Source organism: Aerococcus sp. Group 2 (genome assembly GCF_905125285.1).
GTDB lineage: Bacteria > Bacillota > Bacilli > Lactobacillales > Aerococcaceae > Aerococcus > Aerococcus urinae_E.
Genome location: NZ_CAJHPA010000001.1, coordinates 34,168 through 52,544 on the forward strand (window position 1 = coordinate 34,168; position 18,377 = coordinate 52,544).

Annotated in this window: 16 protein-coding genes and 1 tRNA gene; 16 read left to right on the forward strand and 1 reads right to left on the reverse strand. The window is 38.8% G+C overall.

The window, feature by feature from the left end; translation table 11 throughout:
* Positions 1 to 70: 70 nt before the first annotated feature.
* Positions 71 to 144, reverse strand: a tRNA-Arg gene (locus JFU01_RS00200).
* Between the two features lie 113 nt (positions 145 to 257).
* On the opposite strand from JFU01_RS00200, the gene JFU01_RS00205 reads away from it, so the two are divergent.
* From JFU01_RS00205 to JFU01_RS00280, 16 genes are all read left to right on the forward strand, one after another.
* A complete protein-coding gene (locus tag JFU01_RS00205) occupies positions 258 to 929 on the forward strand; it encodes a response regulator transcription factor (RefSeq protein ID WP_195855367.1) in 672 nt (223 codons plus the stop codon).
* 431 nt (positions 930 to 1,360) lie between these two features.
* Positions 1,361 to 2,278 carry an ATP-binding cassette domain-containing protein gene (locus tag JFU01_RS00210; protein ID WP_195855368.1) on the forward strand — a complete coding sequence of 306 codons (918 nt, stop codon included), beginning with the start codon at positions 1,361 to 1,363 and terminating at the stop codon, positions 2,276 to 2,278.
* The gene (locus JFU01_RS00215) at positions 2,268 to 3,164 is read left to right on the forward strand and encodes a hypothetical protein (protein WP_195855369.1); all 897 of its coding nucleotides are present in this window, start codon (positions 2,268 to 2,270) and stop codon (positions 3,162 to 3,164) included. The genes JFU01_RS00210 and JFU01_RS00215 overlap by 11 nt, the downstream gene beginning before the upstream one ends.
* Before the next feature lie 94 nt (positions 3,165 to 3,258).
* The gene (locus tag JFU01_RS00220; protein WP_195855370.1) at positions 3,259 to 4,176 is read left to right on the forward strand and encodes a sensor histidine kinase; all 918 of its coding nucleotides are present in this window, start codon (positions 3,259 to 3,261) and stop codon (positions 4,174 to 4,176) included.
* A gap of 156 nt (positions 4,177 to 4,332) precedes the next feature.
* Positions 4,333 to 6,147 (forward strand): FAD-binding protein, encoded by a 1,815-nt coding sequence (locus JFU01_RS00225; RefSeq protein WP_195855371.1) that lies wholly within the window; start codon positions 4,333 to 4,335, stop codon positions 6,145 to 6,147.
* A gap of 273 nt (positions 6,148 to 6,420) precedes the next feature.
* A complete protein-coding gene (locus JFU01_RS00230) occupies positions 6,421 to 7,422 on the forward strand; it encodes an LCP family glycopolymer transferase (RefSeq protein WP_230086912.1) in 1,002 nt (333 codons plus the stop codon).
* A gap of 93 nt (positions 7,423 to 7,515) precedes the next feature.
* A complete protein-coding gene (locus JFU01_RS00235; protein WP_195855372.1) occupies positions 7,516 to 8,280 on the forward strand; it encodes a YveK family protein in 765 nt (254 codons plus the stop codon).
* A 14-nt stretch (positions 8,281 to 8,294) separates the two neighbouring features.
* Positions 8,295 to 9,002: a CpsD/CapB family tyrosine-protein kinase gene (locus tag JFU01_RS00240; RefSeq protein ID WP_195855373.1), complete on the forward strand. Its 708-nt coding sequence runs from the start codon at positions 8,295 to 8,297 to the stop codon at positions 9,000 to 9,002.
* A gap of 21 nt (positions 9,003 to 9,023) precedes the next feature.
* A complete protein-coding gene (locus JFU01_RS00245; protein ID WP_195855374.1) occupies positions 9,024 to 9,791 on the forward strand; it encodes a tyrosine-protein phosphatase in 768 nt (255 codons plus the stop codon).
* Positions 9,792 to 9,839: 48 nt separating this feature from the next.
* Positions 9,840 to 11,657, forward strand: a complete 1,818-nt coding sequence (locus JFU01_RS00250) for a polysaccharide biosynthesis protein (protein WP_195855375.1) — start codon at positions 9,840 to 9,842, stop codon at positions 11,655 to 11,657.
* Positions 11,658 to 11,674: 17 nt separating this feature from the next.
* Positions 11,675 to 12,304, forward strand: coding sequence for a sugar transferase (locus JFU01_RS00255; protein WP_195855376.1), 630 nt, complete (start codon positions 11,675 to 11,677; stop codon positions 12,302 to 12,304).
* A complete protein-coding gene (locus JFU01_RS00260) occupies positions 12,301 to 13,149 on the forward strand; it encodes an NAD-dependent epimerase/dehydratase family protein (protein WP_195855377.1) in 849 nt (282 codons plus the stop codon). The genes JFU01_RS00255 and JFU01_RS00260 overlap by 4 nt, the downstream gene beginning before the upstream one ends.
* Complete coding sequence (locus tag JFU01_RS00265; RefSeq protein WP_198434166.1) at positions 13,149 to 14,285, forward strand: glycosyltransferase family 4 protein; 1,137 nt, start codon at positions 13,149 to 13,151, stop codon at positions 14,283 to 14,285. The genes JFU01_RS00260 and JFU01_RS00265 overlap by 1 nt, the downstream gene beginning before the upstream one ends.
* Positions 14,286 to 14,302: 17 nt before the next feature.
* Positions 14,303 to 15,451 carry a glycosyltransferase gene (locus tag JFU01_RS00270; protein WP_195855379.1) on the forward strand — a complete coding sequence of 383 codons (1,149 nt, stop codon included), beginning with the start codon at positions 14,303 to 14,305 and terminating at the stop codon, positions 15,449 to 15,451.
* Positions 15,444 to 16,676 (forward strand): hypothetical protein, encoded by a 1,233-nt coding sequence (locus tag JFU01_RS00275; RefSeq protein ID WP_195855380.1) that lies wholly within the window; start codon positions 15,444 to 15,446, stop codon positions 16,674 to 16,676. Before JFU01_RS00270 ends, JFU01_RS00275 begins: the two co-directional genes overlap by 8 nt.
* 197 nt (positions 16,677 to 16,873) lie before the next feature.
* Positions 16,874 to 17,977: a glycosyltransferase gene (locus tag JFU01_RS00280; protein WP_195855381.1), complete on the forward strand. Its 1,104-nt coding sequence runs from the start codon at positions 16,874 to 16,876 to the stop codon at positions 17,975 to 17,977.
* Positions 17,978 to 18,377: the final 400 nt, after the last annotated feature.

Below are 18,377 nucleotides of genomic sequence, written 5' to 3' on the forward strand. Positions count from 1 at the left end.
GAAAAAAGCTGGCAGAAATTAATCTACCAGCTTTTTAACTTGCTTGAGTGTTCAATTATGCACTCACTTATCTCGAGAGCGAGATTCGAACTCGCGACCCACGGTTTAGAAGACCGTTGCTCTATCCAGCTGAGCTACCCCGAGAAGTAACAACTCTTATATTCTACTCAATTCAAGCGGATTTTGTCAAGCTTTTATGCTAATATGGTCAAACAAGCCAAAGGAAGTTTTTATAAGCTTTAAGCAGGAGGGATGAAATGACCACTATTTTAATTGTAGAAGATGATCCTAGTATCCAAGACATGTTAAGCGAAAAATTAAAGCGAGAAGGTTATGATTATAAACAGGCCTATTCAGGAACGGAAGCCTTACTTAATCTTGATAAAACAGCCTTTGACCTAATACTTTTGGATTTGATGTTGCCAGGCATGACAGGGGAAGACTTTCTTAGCGAGTTACGAAAAGAAAATAATACTCCCGTTATTGTTCTTTCAGCCAAAGATTCTTCCTTTAGCAAGGTGACTTTATTAAGGGCTGGGGCTAATGATTATATGGTCAAACCCTACGACTTAAATGAACTGATGGCTCGAATCGAGGTACAGTTAAAAAATAAGCAGGGGACTTGTTCTTCTAATACGGAAATAATTACCCATCAAGGCCTAAGTCTAGATCAAGCTAATCAGTTGATTAGCTATCAGGGGCAGGAACTGTCACTTACTCCACGTGAGCGGGCGATTCTTAGGTTGTTATTGACTTATCCCAAGCGGATCTTTTCTAAGCAAGAGGTCTATGAGGGGGCGTGGCAGGAAGCTTACTTTGGGGATGACAAAACCCTTAGTGTGCATATATCTAACTTGCGTAAGAAACTAAAAGCAGTCAGTGGTAAAGACTGGATTGAAACTATCTGGGGGTTAGGTTTTCGGTTATAGGAATTCTCAAAGTGAATGACTTTTCGTCCTTTGGTGTGACTGTCGCACTCTCTAGTTGAGTTCGAACGCCAGCCTTGAAGTCACTTCAGAAAATTCCAACGCACAGATCCCTGTGCTTATGGTAATTTTTCTCCAGTTGCTATAGCTGTTCGAAGCGTCAGCGAGTTACAGATATAGTATGCGTAGCGATTCAAGTCTTTGATGGCGTTCTCACATCCTTTCCAAACCTGCTCCAGTCACAGGACGAATGTCCACTTCAAAAACTGGAAACGCTCAACTTTGTTGAACTTATTCCAGTTTTCTCTAGTGCTTTCGTCCTTTGGTGTGACTGTCGCACTCTAACATTCTTTGAACTTTCTTTGCTTTTCCTTTATTCATTCTGAGGCTTCTTTTTTTATAATAGGGCTTAAGAAAAAGAAAGGAATAAGACGATGGTTAATTTAGCAATTGAAACCGATAACTTATCTAAAAGCTATGGTCAGCAGGTGGCCTTAGACCAGGTCTCTATCCAGGTAAAAGCGGGAGAGATTTATGGGTTAGTTGGCAGAAATGGGGCGGGGAAAACCACCCTCCTAAAGATATTAAGTCGACAGATCCAAGCCACATCAGGTTCCTACACTTTCTTCAATGAAAGGGTAGCCAGCAGTGCTCATGATTTAAGATTAGGGATGATGATCGAAGGTCCGGGACTCTATCCCCACCTATCGGCTAGGGATAATCTCATGCTGAAATGTGAGGCTATGGGGATTCGGAGGCCAAATTATGTTCAAGATCTTCTGGAACTGGTCGGACTAGGTCAAGTCAAACAGAAAAGGGCCAAGAGTTTTTCTTTAGGCATGAAGCAGCGCTTAAGTTTGGCTCTAGCTCTGGTAGGGGATCCCGATATTTTACTCCTCGATGAACCGACTAATGGCTTAGACCCTCAAGGGATTGCTGATTTTAGAAAGCTGATCCAGCGGCTCAACCAGGAAAGAGGGCTGACCATCATGATCTCTAGCCATATTCTCAGTGAGCTGGCTAAGATGATTGATAAGATCGGCATCATCCACCAGGGGAGTCTGGTTAAAGAAGTGAGTAGGCAAGAACTAGAAAAAGAAAATCGCAATAAATTAGTCTTAAGGAGTCATGATCTCAAAACCGTCCTAGCCTACTTGGAAGAAAATCTTGACCTTAAGGACTTCTTAGTCGTCGATGACCACACCCTTTATATTTATGAATACTTAGATCAAGCCGAAAAAATCCCCCATAGCCTCATACGCGCAGGAATACTATTTGAAAGCTTCGCCTACTCGGAAAATTCCTTGGAAGACTACTATATGCAATTGACTGGGGGTGGGAATGATGCTTAATTTTATCCGTTTTGACCTGAGGAAAATGCTTAAAAGTCCCGCTCTCTATGTGATTATTTGCTTGATGTTTCTTATAGGGGGCATTGGCTACCATGCCACCCAACACTACGGCTATGGGCAAGACTACCAAGTCTATAAGCAAAAGCAAGACCAAGACCAGGCAAACTATGAGAAGAAAGCCACCAAGCCAGCTGATGAGCAGGCAGGGATTGAATTTGAACCTGTGCCTAGTCCGACTTTGGATGAGGAGGCCTATCAAGTTTTTCACCAGGAAGCCTATGCTAATTTTAAAGTGGATCGCGCCGCTTGGTCCTTCATGATGAACATGGGTAAGTTTTCCTGGATATTCTTTGTCCTCTTCTTAGGAATAGACTTCTCTTCGGGCTACTTGAAGAACCTCCTGCCCCTAGAAAATGCGCGCAGGTCTTGGCTGTTTGCCAAATTTGGCCTAGCTTTAATTTATGGACTACTTTCCTTACTATTGGGGCTAGTTTTTGGGGTGATAACGCATTATCTCTCAGGTCAAGCCTTTACCGACTTAGATTTCCTTACATTAGGTAAACACTTTCTCCTCATTGAATGTCTTTTGCTGATGATTATGGCGATCTGTTCTTCAATCACGCTCCTCAGTCAAAGTCGGACTGTGAGCGTATTGATTGGGGCCCTGATATCCGTGGGAATGCTGTCCTCTTTAATCGCTTTTATCGGTGAATGGCTCCAGCTCCCATTAGCTAAGTGGCTTTTCTTTATCCGCTATGAAGGCATAGAATTTAGCCAAAGTGGCCAGTTCTTAGAACTTCTGGCCTTAGCCCTCAGTCAGATTATTTTAGTCACTTTACTTAATTATCACCGTATTGAAAAAATGGATTTTCACTTTGACCATTGATGCTTGTTTTAAAGCTCTGCGTTCTTTCTATTTTACTTCTAGAAAGGCCAGAGCTTTTTGCTTATACTGAATAAAAATGAAAAGGGTGAGTCTGGTGCTTTATTTGATTATCGCTTTAGCAATTATTATTGGTCTCTTGTTAATGCTCTATCTTAGCCAAAAGGAAGTTGTCTATCTCAGTCAACAATTAGAGGAGATTAATCAACGGGAGACTAATCAACTGATTAGACAGCGACTCTATAGCCCCGCCTTTGACCAACTTACGAAAAATATTAATGCCAGCCTGACCAAGGAACGTACATTACGGTTGGCTTTAGAGAAGAAAGACCGTCTGCAACAAGAGCTTTTGTTGAATCTTTCACACGACGTCCGTACCCCACTGACTTCCATAAAGGGGTACCTCCAACTCTTGGATGAATCCGATTCAGAAACTGAGCGCAAGCATTACCTGGCCAATTTATCTGAACGTTTAGACCGCTTGACCCTACTACTGGACCAGCTCTTTACTTATATGAAAATTGAAGACGATGACTATCCATTAGCCCTAGAGACAATCGATTTGAAGGAAAACCTAGTCAACCATTTTCTAGCCTATTACAATAGTTTTCAAGATAAGGGGATGGACTTGGACTTTTCCTTGCCAGATCAAGCCCTCTATATTCAGGGAGACAGTCATCTCTTACAACGGATATTTGAGAATTTAATCAAGAATGTCCTTGTTCATGGTGATAAAAAAGTTGAGATCAGCTTGGATGAAAAAGGTTTCTTGGTAATTAAAAATGACTTAACGCATCTCTTATCTCGTTCAGTATCAGACCTCTTCCAACGTTTTCAGCAAGGACAGAGCTATCGTCAGTCGGGAGCTTCTGGCTTAGGTCTTAATATTGTTCAATCCGCTGCCAAGAAGATGGGGATAAAGATGGCAGGGGATGTTCAAGAAGAGCAATTTATCATAAGTTTAGATTTTTCTGAGATTCTGTTTGAAGCAGAGAGTGAAAGTGACGGCCGCTAGTGTTCGTCACTTTTTATATTTGTGCTTTATTAATGGAAATCTTTCTTTAAGAAGAAATTCTGTTATTTTCTTCACAAGAATAGTATACTTAGAATGTAAATGTAAGCGTATTCTTACGCGGATTTTTAAATAAGCGACAAAGGAAGGAGATCGAAGATGTTAGTGAATGAACAAACGACCTACGCAGCGGAATATGATGTGGTTGTCCTCGGCTTTGGTGGAGCAGGAGCGACAGCGGCTCGTTTTGCTAGTGACGGGGGAGCTAAGGTGCTCTTAGTCGATTCCGCTCCTAATGGCCATGAAGGGGGCAACACTCGCTATTGTGCCCAATTGATTGGTTCAGCTGATGATAAGGAAGCCATGCACAAATATTATGATGAACTGATGGCGGGTATGGATTTAGACGAAGAAGTAAAATCAACCTATATTGATGGCTTGGTTAATATGGAAGACTACGTTCGTGATTATTTAGAAGTTGAACCTTATAGTATCAAAGACCATTTTGATAAGTTTCCACTCGAATCAGCAGTTTATGAATATCCAGAATTTGAAGGTGTAGAAACTTATAACTTCCTTACCGTTCATGAGGGGATCTTTGACGCTGCCTTGTGGAAGGTTTTGCGGCAAAAGGTAGTAGATCGGGCCGATTCCATCGATGTTTGGTTCGAATCACCCGCTCAACACCTCCTCCAAGATCCTGATACTCGAGCAATTCTTGGGGTACAAGTCGAACGCCAGGGTCAAACCATTAATATCGCAGCTAAAAATGGGGTTGTCTTAGCTGTAGGTGGTTTTGAAAACAACCCGCAAATGGTTAAAGACTATCTCAATGAAAGTCGTCTGGCTCCCTTAGGTGGACTATATAACCAAGGCCATGGGGTAACTATGGCACTTGAAGTCGGGGCTGACCTCTGGCATATGGCTAACTATGAATCCTTGGGCATGTATCACGGCACTGCCTTTGATGTCCCAGCTGGAGAAAGGGCCACCTTACATGCTTTTGGTACCCAACCTTTGACCCACGGCAGTATCCTAGTCATTGGGGACGACGGAACGCGTTATTTCAAGGAAGATGAAGCAAACCGCCATGGTCATATCTATAATCATGGAATTTGGCGGGTCCCTCAAGGACAAGCCAAACCATATATTATCTTTGACCATAAGAAGTATGAAGAACTTACCCAAACGGATGGCCTTTTTGTCGATTATGCCAAAGCAGCAGTCAAGGCCGATAGCCTAGTTGAATTAGCTCAGAAATTAGATCTTGATAGTGAAATTTTGGAAGCTACAATTGCGGACTTTAATCATTTTGCTGAAATAGGCAAGGACTACACTTATGGTCGGTCAGCAGATACTATGACGGTTTTTGATGCGGAAGGTCCTTATTACGCTATTCCGATCGTACAAACTATGTTAAATACCCAAGGGGGACCACGTCGGAACTCTAAAGCGGAAATTTTAGATAGTCATGGCCAAGTCATTCCTAATCTTTACGGTGCTGGTGAACTGGGTGGGATTACTCCGGGCATGTACCAAGGGGGAATGAATATCGCTGAATGTCTGATTTTTGGTAAGATTGCAGGTGAAAACGCCGCTCAAGAAAAAGACCAACCAAAACCTGAGTTAAAAGGGGCAGGAGAAACGCAGAGCGCTAACCTCCAAAGTGACTTAGACAAAGGAACTGCCACTAAAGACCTCCAATTAAAAGATAATCAATACCTGGGGACTAGTCATTCAGGAATGGGAGATGAACTGAATGTGCTGGTGACTCTTGAAGGGGATAAGTTAAGAGAAATCACTGTCCTTAATCACAATGAAAGTGAACAACAAGGTCACGAAGTATTTTCAGAACTGCCTCAAGCCATGATTGCCGCTAATTCAACTGATGCTGATGGCATTTCTGGCGCTACCTTAAGTTCCAATGCCCTTAAAGAAGCGGTAGCTGATGCTATTGCTAAGAGTAAAGAATAAAAAAGTTAATAATACTGAAAATTAAATTTATATAGACAAGATAAAGGCCTAGTCTGAGACTGGGCCTTTATTTAATTTATTTGTCCAAGAAGACTCTTTTATTTGGCTAAATGATAACGTTTTTATAATAATTTCATATGTTATTGCAAAAAAAGTTGTGTTATTATGAAAATTGATAAATAGGCCTATTTTTCAGGCTTATTTGGGATGTTCATATATCATGATCAATTAATGAGAATCACTTTAAAGAAAACTTTTAAGGAAAGAAAGTATATGACAGATAATTTTGATAATAATAGAAGATCGCATCGTGAACGGCCTTCGACTCGTGAAGACTATCGATCTCAAATAGAGCGACCCCAAAAACGGCGGATTTGGCCCTGGGTGCTTGGCATCTTAGGAATCCTTCTTTGTATAGGAGGCTGGATAGCCTTTAAGGCCTATAGTGATGTCAAAGAAACCTCTGACCAAATGTATCAAGCTGCTGACTATAAGTCCAAGCGGAATGGTCAAGTTGACTTGAGCCAAGGTAATCAGGCCTTTTCGGTCCTCTTAATGGGAATTGATACGGGTTCTCTAGGTCGGACGGAACAAGGGCGGTCAGACACCATGATGGTGATGACCGTTAATCCCAAGACGGAACAAACCAGTTTGCTTTCCATCCCTCGGGACACCTATACCACTATTCTACCGAATGGCAACAAAGACAAGATCAACCATGCCTATGCTTATGGTGGCCCAGCGGGAGCGGTAGAAACCGTGCAAAACCTGCTGGATATTCCCATTGACTACTATGTGTCTGTCAACATGCAGGGCTTGGAAGATATGATCAATGTCCTAGGCGGGGTGACGGTAACACCACCGATCTCATTTACTGAAGATGGTCACCAATTTGTTCAAGGACAAGCGACCACTTTAAATGGTGAAGCTGCCTTGGCCTATGTCCGCAACCGCCATGATGATCCAGAAGGGGACTACGGCCGCCAAGCCCGCCAACGCCAAGTGATTCTGGCTTGTCTTAAGGAAGCAGCTTCCTTATCATCGCTTCCTAACTACCAAGAAATCTTAAACACTATAGGAAGTAACGTTCAAACCAATATGGCCTTTTCGGATATGAAGGACCTCTTTACCAATTACCGGGGAGCGGCCAATCATATTAACCAGGCGCAACTGAAGGGCAGTGGACAAATGATTGATGGAGTCTACTACGAAATGATTCCAGAAGCCAATATCAATCAAGCTTCCCAAGCCTTAAAACAGGAATTAAATCTCTAACACTTAAATGATAGTTACCAGTCAAATAGCGCTCTAATCAAGCGCTATTTCCATGCATAAAGCAATAAATAGGAAAGGTCGTGTTGATTAGCGATGGAAGAAGAAATTAGTTTATTAGATCTCTGGCAGATCATCAAAGAGCATATCTATGTCATCTTTATCAGTAGTTTGGTAGGAGTCCTCTTAGCAGCAGGGTATGCCTTTGTCTTAGCGACGCCTATCTACCAGTCCTCTACCGAAATCTTAGTTAACCAAAGCGATAGTAAAGGGCAAAACAATACCCTCAACCAGGACATTAACGCTTCCCTGCAATTAATTAATACTTATTCTGATGTTATTCGAAATGAAGTCGTTTTAAGTCCAGTGATTGACCAACTCAATTTACAAGAAAATCCCGATCAACTTCGGGAAAAGATTTCAGTGGAAAGTAAGAATAATTCCCAGGTCTTTTCTATTATTGTAAAGGATCCTAATCCCGAACAAGCGGCTACCATCGCTAACACCACGGCAGACGTCTTCCAAAAGGCTATCCGTAAAATGATGAACATCGATAATGTCTCGATCATCTCCAAGGCCCAAGCCAGTCAGGCACCGGTTTCGCCACGTAAGGCCTTAGCTCTCTTAATTGGTCTAGTCCTCGGAATGGGCGTGGGTCTCGTGATTGCCTTTATTCATGAACTCACTGATAACACTGTTAAGGACGTTGACTTCTTGACTAAGGAAATTGGCTGGAACATGTTGGGCCGGGTCAGTGAATTATCTGAAAATGACCTCAAAGTTACCCACCAGGCTAACGAGTTACAACAAATTTACCACCCTGACCAAGACCGTGGTCAGCGGCAACGTGAACGTGTTTAAGGAGGTTATCAACCATGTTTGGTAGAAAGAAAAAAACAGAAATCAAAAAGCCAGCTGACCGTCCCGGTTTGGTGGTGGTTGATAATCCCACGTCAGCCATGGCCGAACAATTCCGGACCATCCGGACCAATATCCAGTTCTCTATGCTGGACAAGGAATTGAAAACCTTCAATATCACTTCTCCAGGTCCCTCATCAGGGAAGTCTTTCTTAGCGGCTAATATTGCGGCGGCCTTTGCTAGTGATGATAAGCGGGTCCTCTTATTGGATGCCGATATGCGTAAACCCACCGTTCACAAGACCTTTGGCGTTCCTAACGACCGAGGGTTAACTAACCTCTTGACCGATAACCGCCTAGAGATCCACCAAGTGATTAAGAAGTCCTATGTTCCCAATTTATTCTACTTAACCTGTGGGGCGATTCCTCCTAACCCGTCTGAACTCCTAGCTTCGAAACGAATGCAGGAATTAATGGAACAATTGCGTAATGTCTTTGACATCATTGTCTTGGACTGCCCACCAGTCCTAGCGGCTACTGACGCTCAAGTGGTATCAGCCCGGGTAGATGGCACGGTAGTGGTGGTGCCTTATGGTCAATGTACCAAGGATGAAGTCAAGGAAAGCCAAGCCCTCCTAGACAAGGTCAATACCAATGTCCTAGGGGTGATCATGAACCGGACTGAAAGAACCGAAGATTACTATTACTACTACGAGGAAGAATAAAGCGAGAAGGAGTAAGATCCTGTGATTGATTTACACTGCCATATCTTAATGGGCATGGATGATGGTCCCAAGCAGATCGAGGATTCTCTGGCTTTGGCTAGACAGGCTGAAAACCAGGGAGTGACCCATATCGTCTGCACTCCCCATCATATGAACCGGTCTTGGATGAATCCTCGTCCCCAGGTGGTTCAAGCGGTCCAAAGTTTTCAGAGTCGCTTAGACCAAGAGGGGATCAATATCACCCTCTTTCCTGGTCAAGAACTCCGTCTCCATGGCGAAATTCTGGAAAACATTAAAAAAGGTGAGATCTGCTTCTACGATGAATTTAATAAGTATCTCCTGATTGAATTTCCCACTGGAGGAGTGCCCCAGTATACCGACCGAATCTTCTATGAACTGGGTATTCAGGGCATTCGTCCTGTTATCGCCCATCCGGAACGCAACAAGGCCATTCAAAAGAATCCCGAGATTTTAAAAGATTTAGTGGAAAAGGGAGCTCTAGGCCAAGTCACGGCAGCCTCTTTGAACGGTAAACTAGGTCGGCAAGTCAAGCGACTATCCCTAGACCTAATTGAAGCCAATTTAATTCATGTGGTGGCTTCAGATGCCCACCACCCCAAACGCCGACCCTTTGACTTGGCTCAGGCTTACGACCAAGTAGAGAAACACTTTGGTAAGGTAGCCAGCCAGCGCTTTGACCAGACTGCCCGAGACTTAGTTAATGGTGATCCCATTGATATTGGTGGGGTGAGTTCGATTCGGAAGAAGAAGTTTTTGGGTTTGTTTTAAGTAGATGTCAGCATTTAAAGGATTGAAAAAGATGGAAGGTTTTAGTGAATGAAATTAACCCGAAGAAGGAAGCAGGCAACGATCATCTTAAGTGATGCCCTTAGTGTTTTGCTAAGTGCGAGCTTGTCGGTCTATTTGATCCAGTTCTACGTCCATAATAATTTATTTCAATACGCGACCATAGCCAGCATCTATCTACTGGTCTATTTATTAGTCTCTTTCAAGCAGCATAGTTTCTCAGGAATTATCCGCTTCTTTAATTTCTCGGATGCTAGGCAGCTGGTTTTAGCTAATATTATCGCCGGTGCGGTAGCCTTTATTACCGGTACCATGGTCTTCAGCCGGGTAAGTAACCGCTACAGTTTCCTCTTATTATTCTTTGCGACCGCCTTTATGCTATTGGCACGGATGTTGTGGCGGACCTACGTCGACGAAAAGAACCACGTCAGAGCCAAGACTCAAACTGATGCGCCACGTTTATTATTAGTTGGAGCTGGAGACGCCGGCAACTTATTCATTGAAAGTTTCGCCAAGGCTGGTGACCGCTTTTCTATTGTCGGTTTAGTCGATGATGACCCTAACAAGCAGGGCGTTTACTTACGTGGCTATCCCGTCCTTGGGCAAATCGAACAAATTCCAGAGATAATCAAGGCTAAACGAGTGGATCAAATTACCATTACCGCGCCATCTCTTCCATCAGAAAAGGTGGAAGAAGTAATCCGCTTAGCCAATGAAAAAGACGTTTCGGTTAAGCAAATGCCGGAAGTGGAAAAAGTTATGGCCGGAGACCTTCAAGTCGCTATGCGCGATATTGAAATCAATGACCTCTTGGGTCGGGAAGAAATTGAACTCGATGACCAAGCGGCCATTGATACCATCGGTGGAAAAACCATCCTGGTGACCGGCGCAGGAGGGTCAATTGGGTCAGAAATCTGCCGGCAACTGCTCAAATTTGGCCCGGCCAAGTTACTTTTACTGGGCCACGGGGAGAATTCCATCTACCTCATTGATCGGGAACTCAACCACTTAAACCAAAGTGGGGTCCAAATCGTACCGATTATCGCTGATATTCAAGACCGTGAACACATTAACGACTTAGTCAAACTCTACCAACCCAATATTATCTACCATGCCGCGGCCCATAAGCATGTGCCCTTGATGGAATACAATCCCACTGAAGCGGTTAAGAATAATATCTACGGGACCTATAATGTGGCTCGGGCAGCGGAAGAAAATGGGGTGGAACGCTTTGTCATGATTTCCACCGATAAGGCCAATAATCCACCTAATGTCATGGGAGCAACCAAGCGGATTGCGGAAATGATCGTCACCGGTCTCAATGAAGAAAGTCAATGCACCTTCTCTGCGGTACGTTTTGGCAATGTCTTAGGTAGTCGGGGCTCTGTCATCCCGCTCTTTAAGAAACAGATTGCGGCTGGTGGACCTGTCACCGTGACCCATCCAGACATGCGGCGTTACTTCATGACTATTCCAGAAGCTAGTCGCTTGGTTATTCAAGCTAGCGCTCTGGCAGAAGGTGGGGAATTATTTATCCTCAACATGGGTAAGGAAGTCTACATCAAAGACTTAGCTCGTAAGATGATTACCCTTAGTGGTTACAGTGAAGATGAAATCGAGATCAAATACGTGGGTATGCGTCCAGGTGAAAAACTCTATGAAACCCTACTCTTGGATGATGAAACTACTGACCGCAAAGTCGACGACAAGATCTTCGTGGGTAAGGTCCACAACAAGAGCTTGAAAGAGAGCAGAGACTTTGTGGAAGGTTTAGACCTTAGTGGCCATGATGATAAGTTAAGTGAGAAATTGACCACCTTTGTCCACCTTGATGTTGAAGAAGAGTAAATAAAAAGGAGAAAGTAATGTATTTAAAAGTAAAAAGAGTCATCGATTTTATAATAGCTCTGATCAGCCTAATCATACTTTCTCCTCTATTTTTATTGATAGCACTCTGGATAAAACTGGACTCAAAAGGTCCAGTTTTCTTTAAACAAAAGCGCATTGGTAAAAATAGAGATTTTTTTTATATTTACAAGTTTCGCTCCATGCTATCGGAAACGCCAGCAGATATGCCGACTCACTTATTAAATAATCCAGCTGCCTTTATTACTAAATCAGGAGCCTTCTTAAGAAAAACTAGTCTAGATGAACTGCCTCAATTAATTAATATCTTAAAAGGGGAGATGGCTATTATTGGTCCTCGGCCCGCCCTATGGAACCAAGATGATTTAGCCGATGAACGGGAAAAATATGGGGCTAATGATGTCTTGCCTGGCTTAAGCGGATGGGCGCAAATTAATGGTCGTGATGAGCTTCCGATTGATGTCAAGGCCCGCCTCGATGGCCAATATGTTGAAAATATGGGGCTAGCCATGGATATTAAATGTTTCTTTGGAACTATTATCAGTGTGATTCGTCATGAAGGCGTCGTTGAAGGTGGCACCGGAGCCATTAAAAAAGCCAAGCAAGAATTGGAGGATGAAGATAGATGAAAAAAATCCTAATTACGGGAAAAAATTCTTATATCGGAAACCAATTTGAGAAATGGCTTAACCAATGGCCGGAAGATTATGAAGTGGTGAAAGAAAGTCTCAGGGATAGTTCTTGGCGGCAAAGTGATTGGTCGACTTATGATGCGATCTTGCATGTGGCAGGGATTGCTCATAACTCCTCCGATCCGAAATTGGAAGACCTATACTATGAAGTCAATAGAGACCTTACCATTGAAGCAGCTAAGAAGGCGAAAGCAGAAGGTGTTGGCCAATTTGCCTTTATGAGCTCTATTATCGTCTTTGGCTCAAAGGTAAGTAAAATTACAAGAGACACACCAACCAACCCAGATAATTTCTACGGCGATAGTAAATTACAAGCAGAAGCAGGGTTGCGAGAATTAGAAGACGATCAGTTTAAAGTAGCCATTGTTCGTCCACCCATGGTTTATGGGCCAGGATCGAAGGGGAACTTTCCTAAATTATCGAAATTAGCTCAAAAGACACCAATCTTTCCAGATTACTCCAATAAGAGAAGTATGCTATTTATCGACAATCTATCAGCAGCATTAACTCAAATTATCGATGAAGAATTGACTGGCGATTTTTATCCACAAAATGAAGAATATGTGGCTACTAGTCAAATGGTAAAAGAGATTGCAAAAGTTCATAATCACCAACTAGCTTTAATCAAGGGCTTAAGTCCTTTCATACGTTTTGCTTTACCAATTAATGTTATTAATAAAGTTTTTGGAAATTTATATTATGACAAAGTGTTATCGGACAACTTGAATAAAGCTGTTAAAAGTTTTAGAAGAACGATTGAAATAACGGAAGAGGGTTATTGATGAAAAAAGCACTAATGTACGCTTCAGTAGCTTCGATGATCGATTTATTTAATATGAATAATATCAAAATCCTTCAAAAACTAGGTTATCAAGTGGATGTCGCCTGTAATTTTGAAGAAGGAAGTATCACCTCTGATGAACGGGTAAAAGAGTTCAAACAAGAGCTCGAAAATAGCGGCATAAGGTGTTTTCAAATACCAATTCCCCGTAAGCTGTCACGTATTAAAGATATAAAAGAATCCTATCGATTAACAAAAGAGTTGGCTGATAGGGATTACGATTTAGTTCATTGTCACTCACCGATTGGGTCGGTGATTTGTCGCTATGCATTTCGAAAAAGTTCAGCGCGAATGATTTATACCGCTCACGGATTTCACTTCTTTAAAGGTGCGCCACTAAAGAATTGGCTAATTTTTTATCCAATTGAGCGATGGATGGCTAGATATACTGATACATTAATCACGATTAATCAGGAAGATTATGAACGTGCGGCGAAATTTCGAGTAAGAAATAATGTAGTAAAAATTAATGGTATTGGAATAGACGCCTCAAAATTTAAGCAAAAAGATTTTAAGAATAGAGATCCAAAGCTAACTAAGGAATTACAAATAAAAGGTGATTCGATTGTGTTGGCAAGTGTCGGTCAATTATCAGTTCGTAAAAATCATTCAGTTATAATTCAAGCGCTATCAGAACTTAAAAATGATGATATAAAATATCTAATCATTGGTGAAGGTGAATTAAGGGAAGAACTTACCCAGCTAATAAAGAGAGAACACCTCGAAGAACAAGTATCGCTCTTAGGTTATCGCTCTGATGTTGATAAAATTCTTCAAGTAACAGATATTTTTGTCTTTCCTTCTTTACAAGAGGGATTACCTGTTTCATTGATGGAAGCAATGGGAACCGGGCTTCCTTGTATTACGTCTGATATAAGAGGAAATTCCGACTTAATCGATCATAATTTGGGCGGATACTTGTGTAATAATACAGTAGAAGAATATGTAAAAGAAATAAAGTCATTGATTGAGGATAAACACAAGCGACTATCGTTTGGGAGATATAACTTAAATAAAATTAGCGATTTTGATAAAAATGTAATTAATCAGGAAATGGAAAAAATTTATAGTAAATAATGAGAAAGGAGGCCATAATGAAGATTATTTTTTTAAGAAGTAATGCTGTAAATCCAGATTCAAGAGTTGAGAAAGAAGTAGCTAGCTTATTAAAAGGAGGCCATGAGGTTTCCATCTTGGCTTGGGATAGAGAGTCAAAGATTGATAGTAAAGATATTTTAAAATTTAATCAGTTTTATGCTCCAATTTACAGGTTTGGAATTAAATCAGAATTCGGAGCTGGTTTCAAAAAAAATATTTTACCTCTCTCAAAATTTCAAAAATGTATGCTTACCTGGCTATTCAAAAATAAAGATCAGTATGATGTCATCCATGCGTGTGATTTTGATACAGCATTTATTGGCTATATTTGTGCTAAACTTTTCTCTAAAAAGTTTGTTTATGATATTTTCGATTATTATGTGGATGCATTTAATGTTCCAAATAACTTGAAATCGTTAATAGAAAAAATAGATCGTCATATTATAAACAATGCGGATGCAGTTATAATTTGCACCGAAAAAAGAAAAAAACAGATTATCGGGACTAATCCCAAATATTTAGAAGTGATTCATAATACGCCCGATAGTAGTTTAAATTTGAATGAAAGTTTTCAAAAGCAAGGCACTAATGATTGTTATTCATTATGTTATGTGGGTATTTTACAAGACGGAAGGTTTTTAAAAGAAATTGCAGATATAATTTCAAAACACCAAAATATAGAATTACACATTGGCGGTTTTGGAAAGCTAGAACCTGATTTCAAAACATTGTCAAAAAAATATGAAAATATTTTTTATTATGGAAAGTTAGCTTATAGTGATACATTATCCTTAGAAAAGCAATGTGATTTATTGTTTGCTCTTTATGAGCCTACTATTCCTAATCATATATATTCAGCTCCTAATAAATTTTATGAAGCTCTCATGTTAGGAAAACCAATATTAATGTTCGAAGAAACAGGTTTCGATAGTATTATTAATCAATTTTCAATAGGAGAAACAGTGGAATATTCATATGAAGCAGTTGAAAATAAATTATTAGGTTTCTCAAATAGAACTGTAAATAGGCAATTTAACCCAATTCAAATTCAAGAAATATATAATAAATATTTTAGCTGGAATGTGATGGAAGAAAGATTATTAAAATTATATTCGAATATTATAGAGGGTGGACAAAGTGATTAATATAAAAAAAATTATTTTATTTTTCTATGCCTTTTATATCCTTTACACCCCAAATTTTAGTTTTATAAGCTCTTTATTTTCACCATCAATAGTGCTTTTGCTTTTAAGTTTAGCGAATATAATATTATTGAATCGAAAATTGCTGAGTTTTGTTAAAAAGATGAAAGTAGTACATATCTTCATATGTTTTATCGTTTTGACAGCTTATGTTAGTATTGTAAACTATCTTAATGGTTTTTACATATTTGATTATGTTTCAAATATCGTAATGTGCTATAACTTAATCAATTATATATCTTTATTCATATGGTATGAAAAGATATATAAAAACAATAAATTCTTAGAATATATTATATTTATCGGATTATCACAGGCCGTTATTTCATTACTAATGGTTTTAATTCCTGGATTCAAAGAATTTGCTAACATGTTATATATTGAAGGAGAAAATCCTAGCCTCAATTTATTAGGTATTACCAACCATCGAATTTATGGGATTGGAAGTGGATATACGGTTGCCCTACCTTTCATTCAAAGTTTTATGGGAATATTATCGCTATATATAGTTGATAAAAAAATGAATATAAAATATTTATTCTATTCTTTATTCTTAGCGTGGAGTGTCCTGTTGAACAATAGAACAGGCTTTATCATATATGTATTGGTTCTTCTTATGTTTGTATTTAAAAAGTTATTTACTCGTATATCTTTAAATGCAGTAATAATGACCTTCTTTATCATATCGCTTCTTATTTTGGTACCAAGATTTTTCCAAGATAGTGATAAATTGCAATGGTTAACGACCTCCATTGCTGATGTCTTCAATTATATCCTTCATGGTGATCGAAGTGATTATACGCAGTCGTTAACACAAGATTTTCTGAAGTTTCCCCAAGGCCTTTCATTGATATTTGGTACTGGGCATAGGGCCTTCGGTGAAAAGGCTAGATATTTTCTGGGTTTTAATTCAGATATTGGTTACGTTAATGATCTTTTTAAGGGTGGATTAATTTATGTGATTACTTTATATTTAACAATTTTTATTAATCTCAGTCGAAGAATATCTAACAAATTTTTGCTAGCGTCTATTGTATTATTTATGATAATAGCTAACTACAAAGGAGAAATAATTAATGGATCAGCAGTAATGATGCTTGCTTTAATCACATCAATAGCCTTGAATTATTATTCTAAGATTATGATAGTATGTAAGCAAAAATATTGATTTCTTATATTGGTGATATTCATTTTTAAGATAATTTTGCATACGCAAACAAGAATTTACCTAATGGGATAAAATGATCCAGGCAAAAGGCTTAATTATAAGGTCTTATAGCCATTATGATTTAGTTAGTGAGTAATGCAGTTAGAAAAAGTAATTTTAGATAGTTATATTAATTATTGAAAGGAAACTGTTATTAAATGGATAAAATATTGCACTATGTTGGTGCTATGAATCATGGTGGAATGGAAAATTTAATTATGAATGTCTATAGAAACATAGATAAGAGTAAATATCAGTTTGATTTTGCAGTCCATACTAAAAATGAAGCAGATATGGACAAAGAAATTATTGAATTAGGCGGAAGAATCATTCCTTTTCCAAGTTTTCGTAGTAACCCTATAAGATATAGAAAAGTTTGGAATGATTTTTGGAGAGAAAATCATTCTAAATATAAGGTGTTTCATTTTCATACAGATTCATTAGCTAATATCGAGGCAATAAAAGCGGCACTAAATTATAGAGTTTCAAAGATTATTATTCATGCCCATAGTGCTTCTACCAATAAAGGAAAGTTACAGTTAATCCATAATATTGTACATAAAATTAATCAACATAAAATTTCTAAGAAAAAAAATATTGTTTTAGCAAGTGTTTCTGACGAAGCTAGCCAGTGGGTATTCGGGGAAGTAAATGATAGAATACAAAAAATTAATAATGGAATTGACTATAAAAAATTTAGATACAATAAAGATTATAGAGAATTAATCAGAGATAAATATAGAATACAACAAGACGAAATAGTATTAGGACATACAGGAACATTTGTCCCTGTTAAAAATCATAAAAAATTAATATCTATACTTAAGGGGGTATTAAGTATAGATAATAATATTAAATTAATGTTAGTAGGTGGAGGTCCTATGAAAAAAGGAATTAAAGAAAATGTTTTTAAGGATGGTATTGCTGATAAAGTCATATTTGTTGGTAACACATCCGAAGTAAATAAATACTTATCTGCAATGGATATTTTTCTTTTTCCTTCTTTTTATGAAGGTTTACCACTATCTTTAATTGAGGCGCAAGTAAATGGTTTGCCAGTATTGGCATCAAAAAATATTTCTCGAGAAGTTATAATAAGTAATAACATAAATTTTTTAGATATTAATGATGATAATAATAAGTCTTGGATAAGTCAGATATTAGAGTTAAAAAGTAATTATCGACGAAATCATAAGGAAGTTGTTGACGATAAATTTAAAATTGAAGAAACAGTTCTACGTTTTATGTCAATGTATAATTAATTATGAGTTAAAATCTTTTTTTATACACTTTAGAGGAAAACATTATTAGTCTTTCTAATAGCTACAGATTTTTGACAATAGTGTCTACGTTTTATTCGTCGAGGGAGTTATACAAATTATGTTTCCGAATATACTCAGATGTAGATACATGTGGAATAACGTTTCTTTAATTGCGTTAATTTGAGTTGTATAAATTTCTTATATTTCGTTAATATGGTGACTTTAAGTCACTGTATAGAACGCCTTTGTTAATTAAGTTAGACAACAAAATGTAGATTTGGAAAAATCTTGAGACAATAATTAGATGAAAAATTAAAATATTTTTGGATGATAATGGTTATTGTAAATTAAAAAGTATATGAAAAAGTACATATTCATGTTCAACACTATACATAATATT

What these genes read in the sequence shown, in the direction of transcription:
- JFU01_RS00215 (WP_195855369.1), top strand. Translation starts at nt 2,268, where the DNA reads ATGATGCTTAATTTTATCCGTTTTGACCTGAGGAAAATGCTTAAAAGT.
- JFU01_RS00260 (WP_195855377.1), top strand. Translation starts at nt 12,301, where the DNA reads ATGAAAAAAATCCTAATTACGGGAAAAAATTCTTATATCGGAAACCAA.
- JFU01_RS00280 (WP_195855381.1), top strand. Translation starts at nt 16,874, where the DNA reads ATGGATAAAATATTGCACTATGTTGGTGCTATGAATCATGGTGGAATG.
- JFU01_RS00270 (WP_195855379.1), top strand. Translation starts at nt 14,303, where the DNA reads ATGAAGATTATTTTTTTAAGAAGTAATGCTGTAAATCCAGATTCAAGA.
- JFU01_RS00255 (WP_195855376.1), top strand. Translation starts at nt 11,675, where the DNA reads ATGTATTTAAAAGTAAAAAGAGTCATCGATTTTATAATAGCTCTGATC.
- JFU01_RS00240 (WP_195855373.1), top strand. Translation starts at nt 8,295, where the DNA reads ATGTTTGGTAGAAAGAAAAAAACAGAAATCAAAAAGCCAGCTGACCGT.
- JFU01_RS00205 (WP_195855367.1), top strand. Translation starts at nt 258, where the DNA reads ATGACCACTATTTTAATTGTAGAAGATGATCCTAGTATCCAAGACATG.
- JFU01_RS00250 (WP_195855375.1), top strand. Translation starts at nt 9,840, where the DNA reads ATGAAATTAACCCGAAGAAGGAAGCAGGCAACGATCATCTTAAGTGAT.
- JFU01_RS00225 (WP_195855371.1), top strand. Translation starts at nt 4,333, where the DNA reads ATGTTAGTGAATGAACAAACGACCTACGCAGCGGAATATGATGTGGTT.
- JFU01_RS00210 (WP_195855368.1), top strand. Translation starts at nt 1,361, where the DNA reads ATGGTTAATTTAGCAATTGAAACCGATAACTTATCTAAAAGCTATGGT.
- JFU01_RS00235 (WP_195855372.1), top strand. Translation starts at nt 7,516, where the DNA reads ATGGAAGAAGAAATTAGTTTATTAGATCTCTGGCAGATCATCAAAGAG.
- JFU01_RS00265 (WP_198434166.1), top strand. Translation starts at nt 13,149, where the DNA reads ATGAAAAAAGCACTAATGTACGCTTCAGTAGCTTCGATGATCGATTTA.
- JFU01_RS00230 (WP_230086912.1), top strand. Translation starts at nt 6,421, where the DNA reads ATGACAGATAATTTTGATAATAATAGAAGATCGCATCGTGAACGGCCT.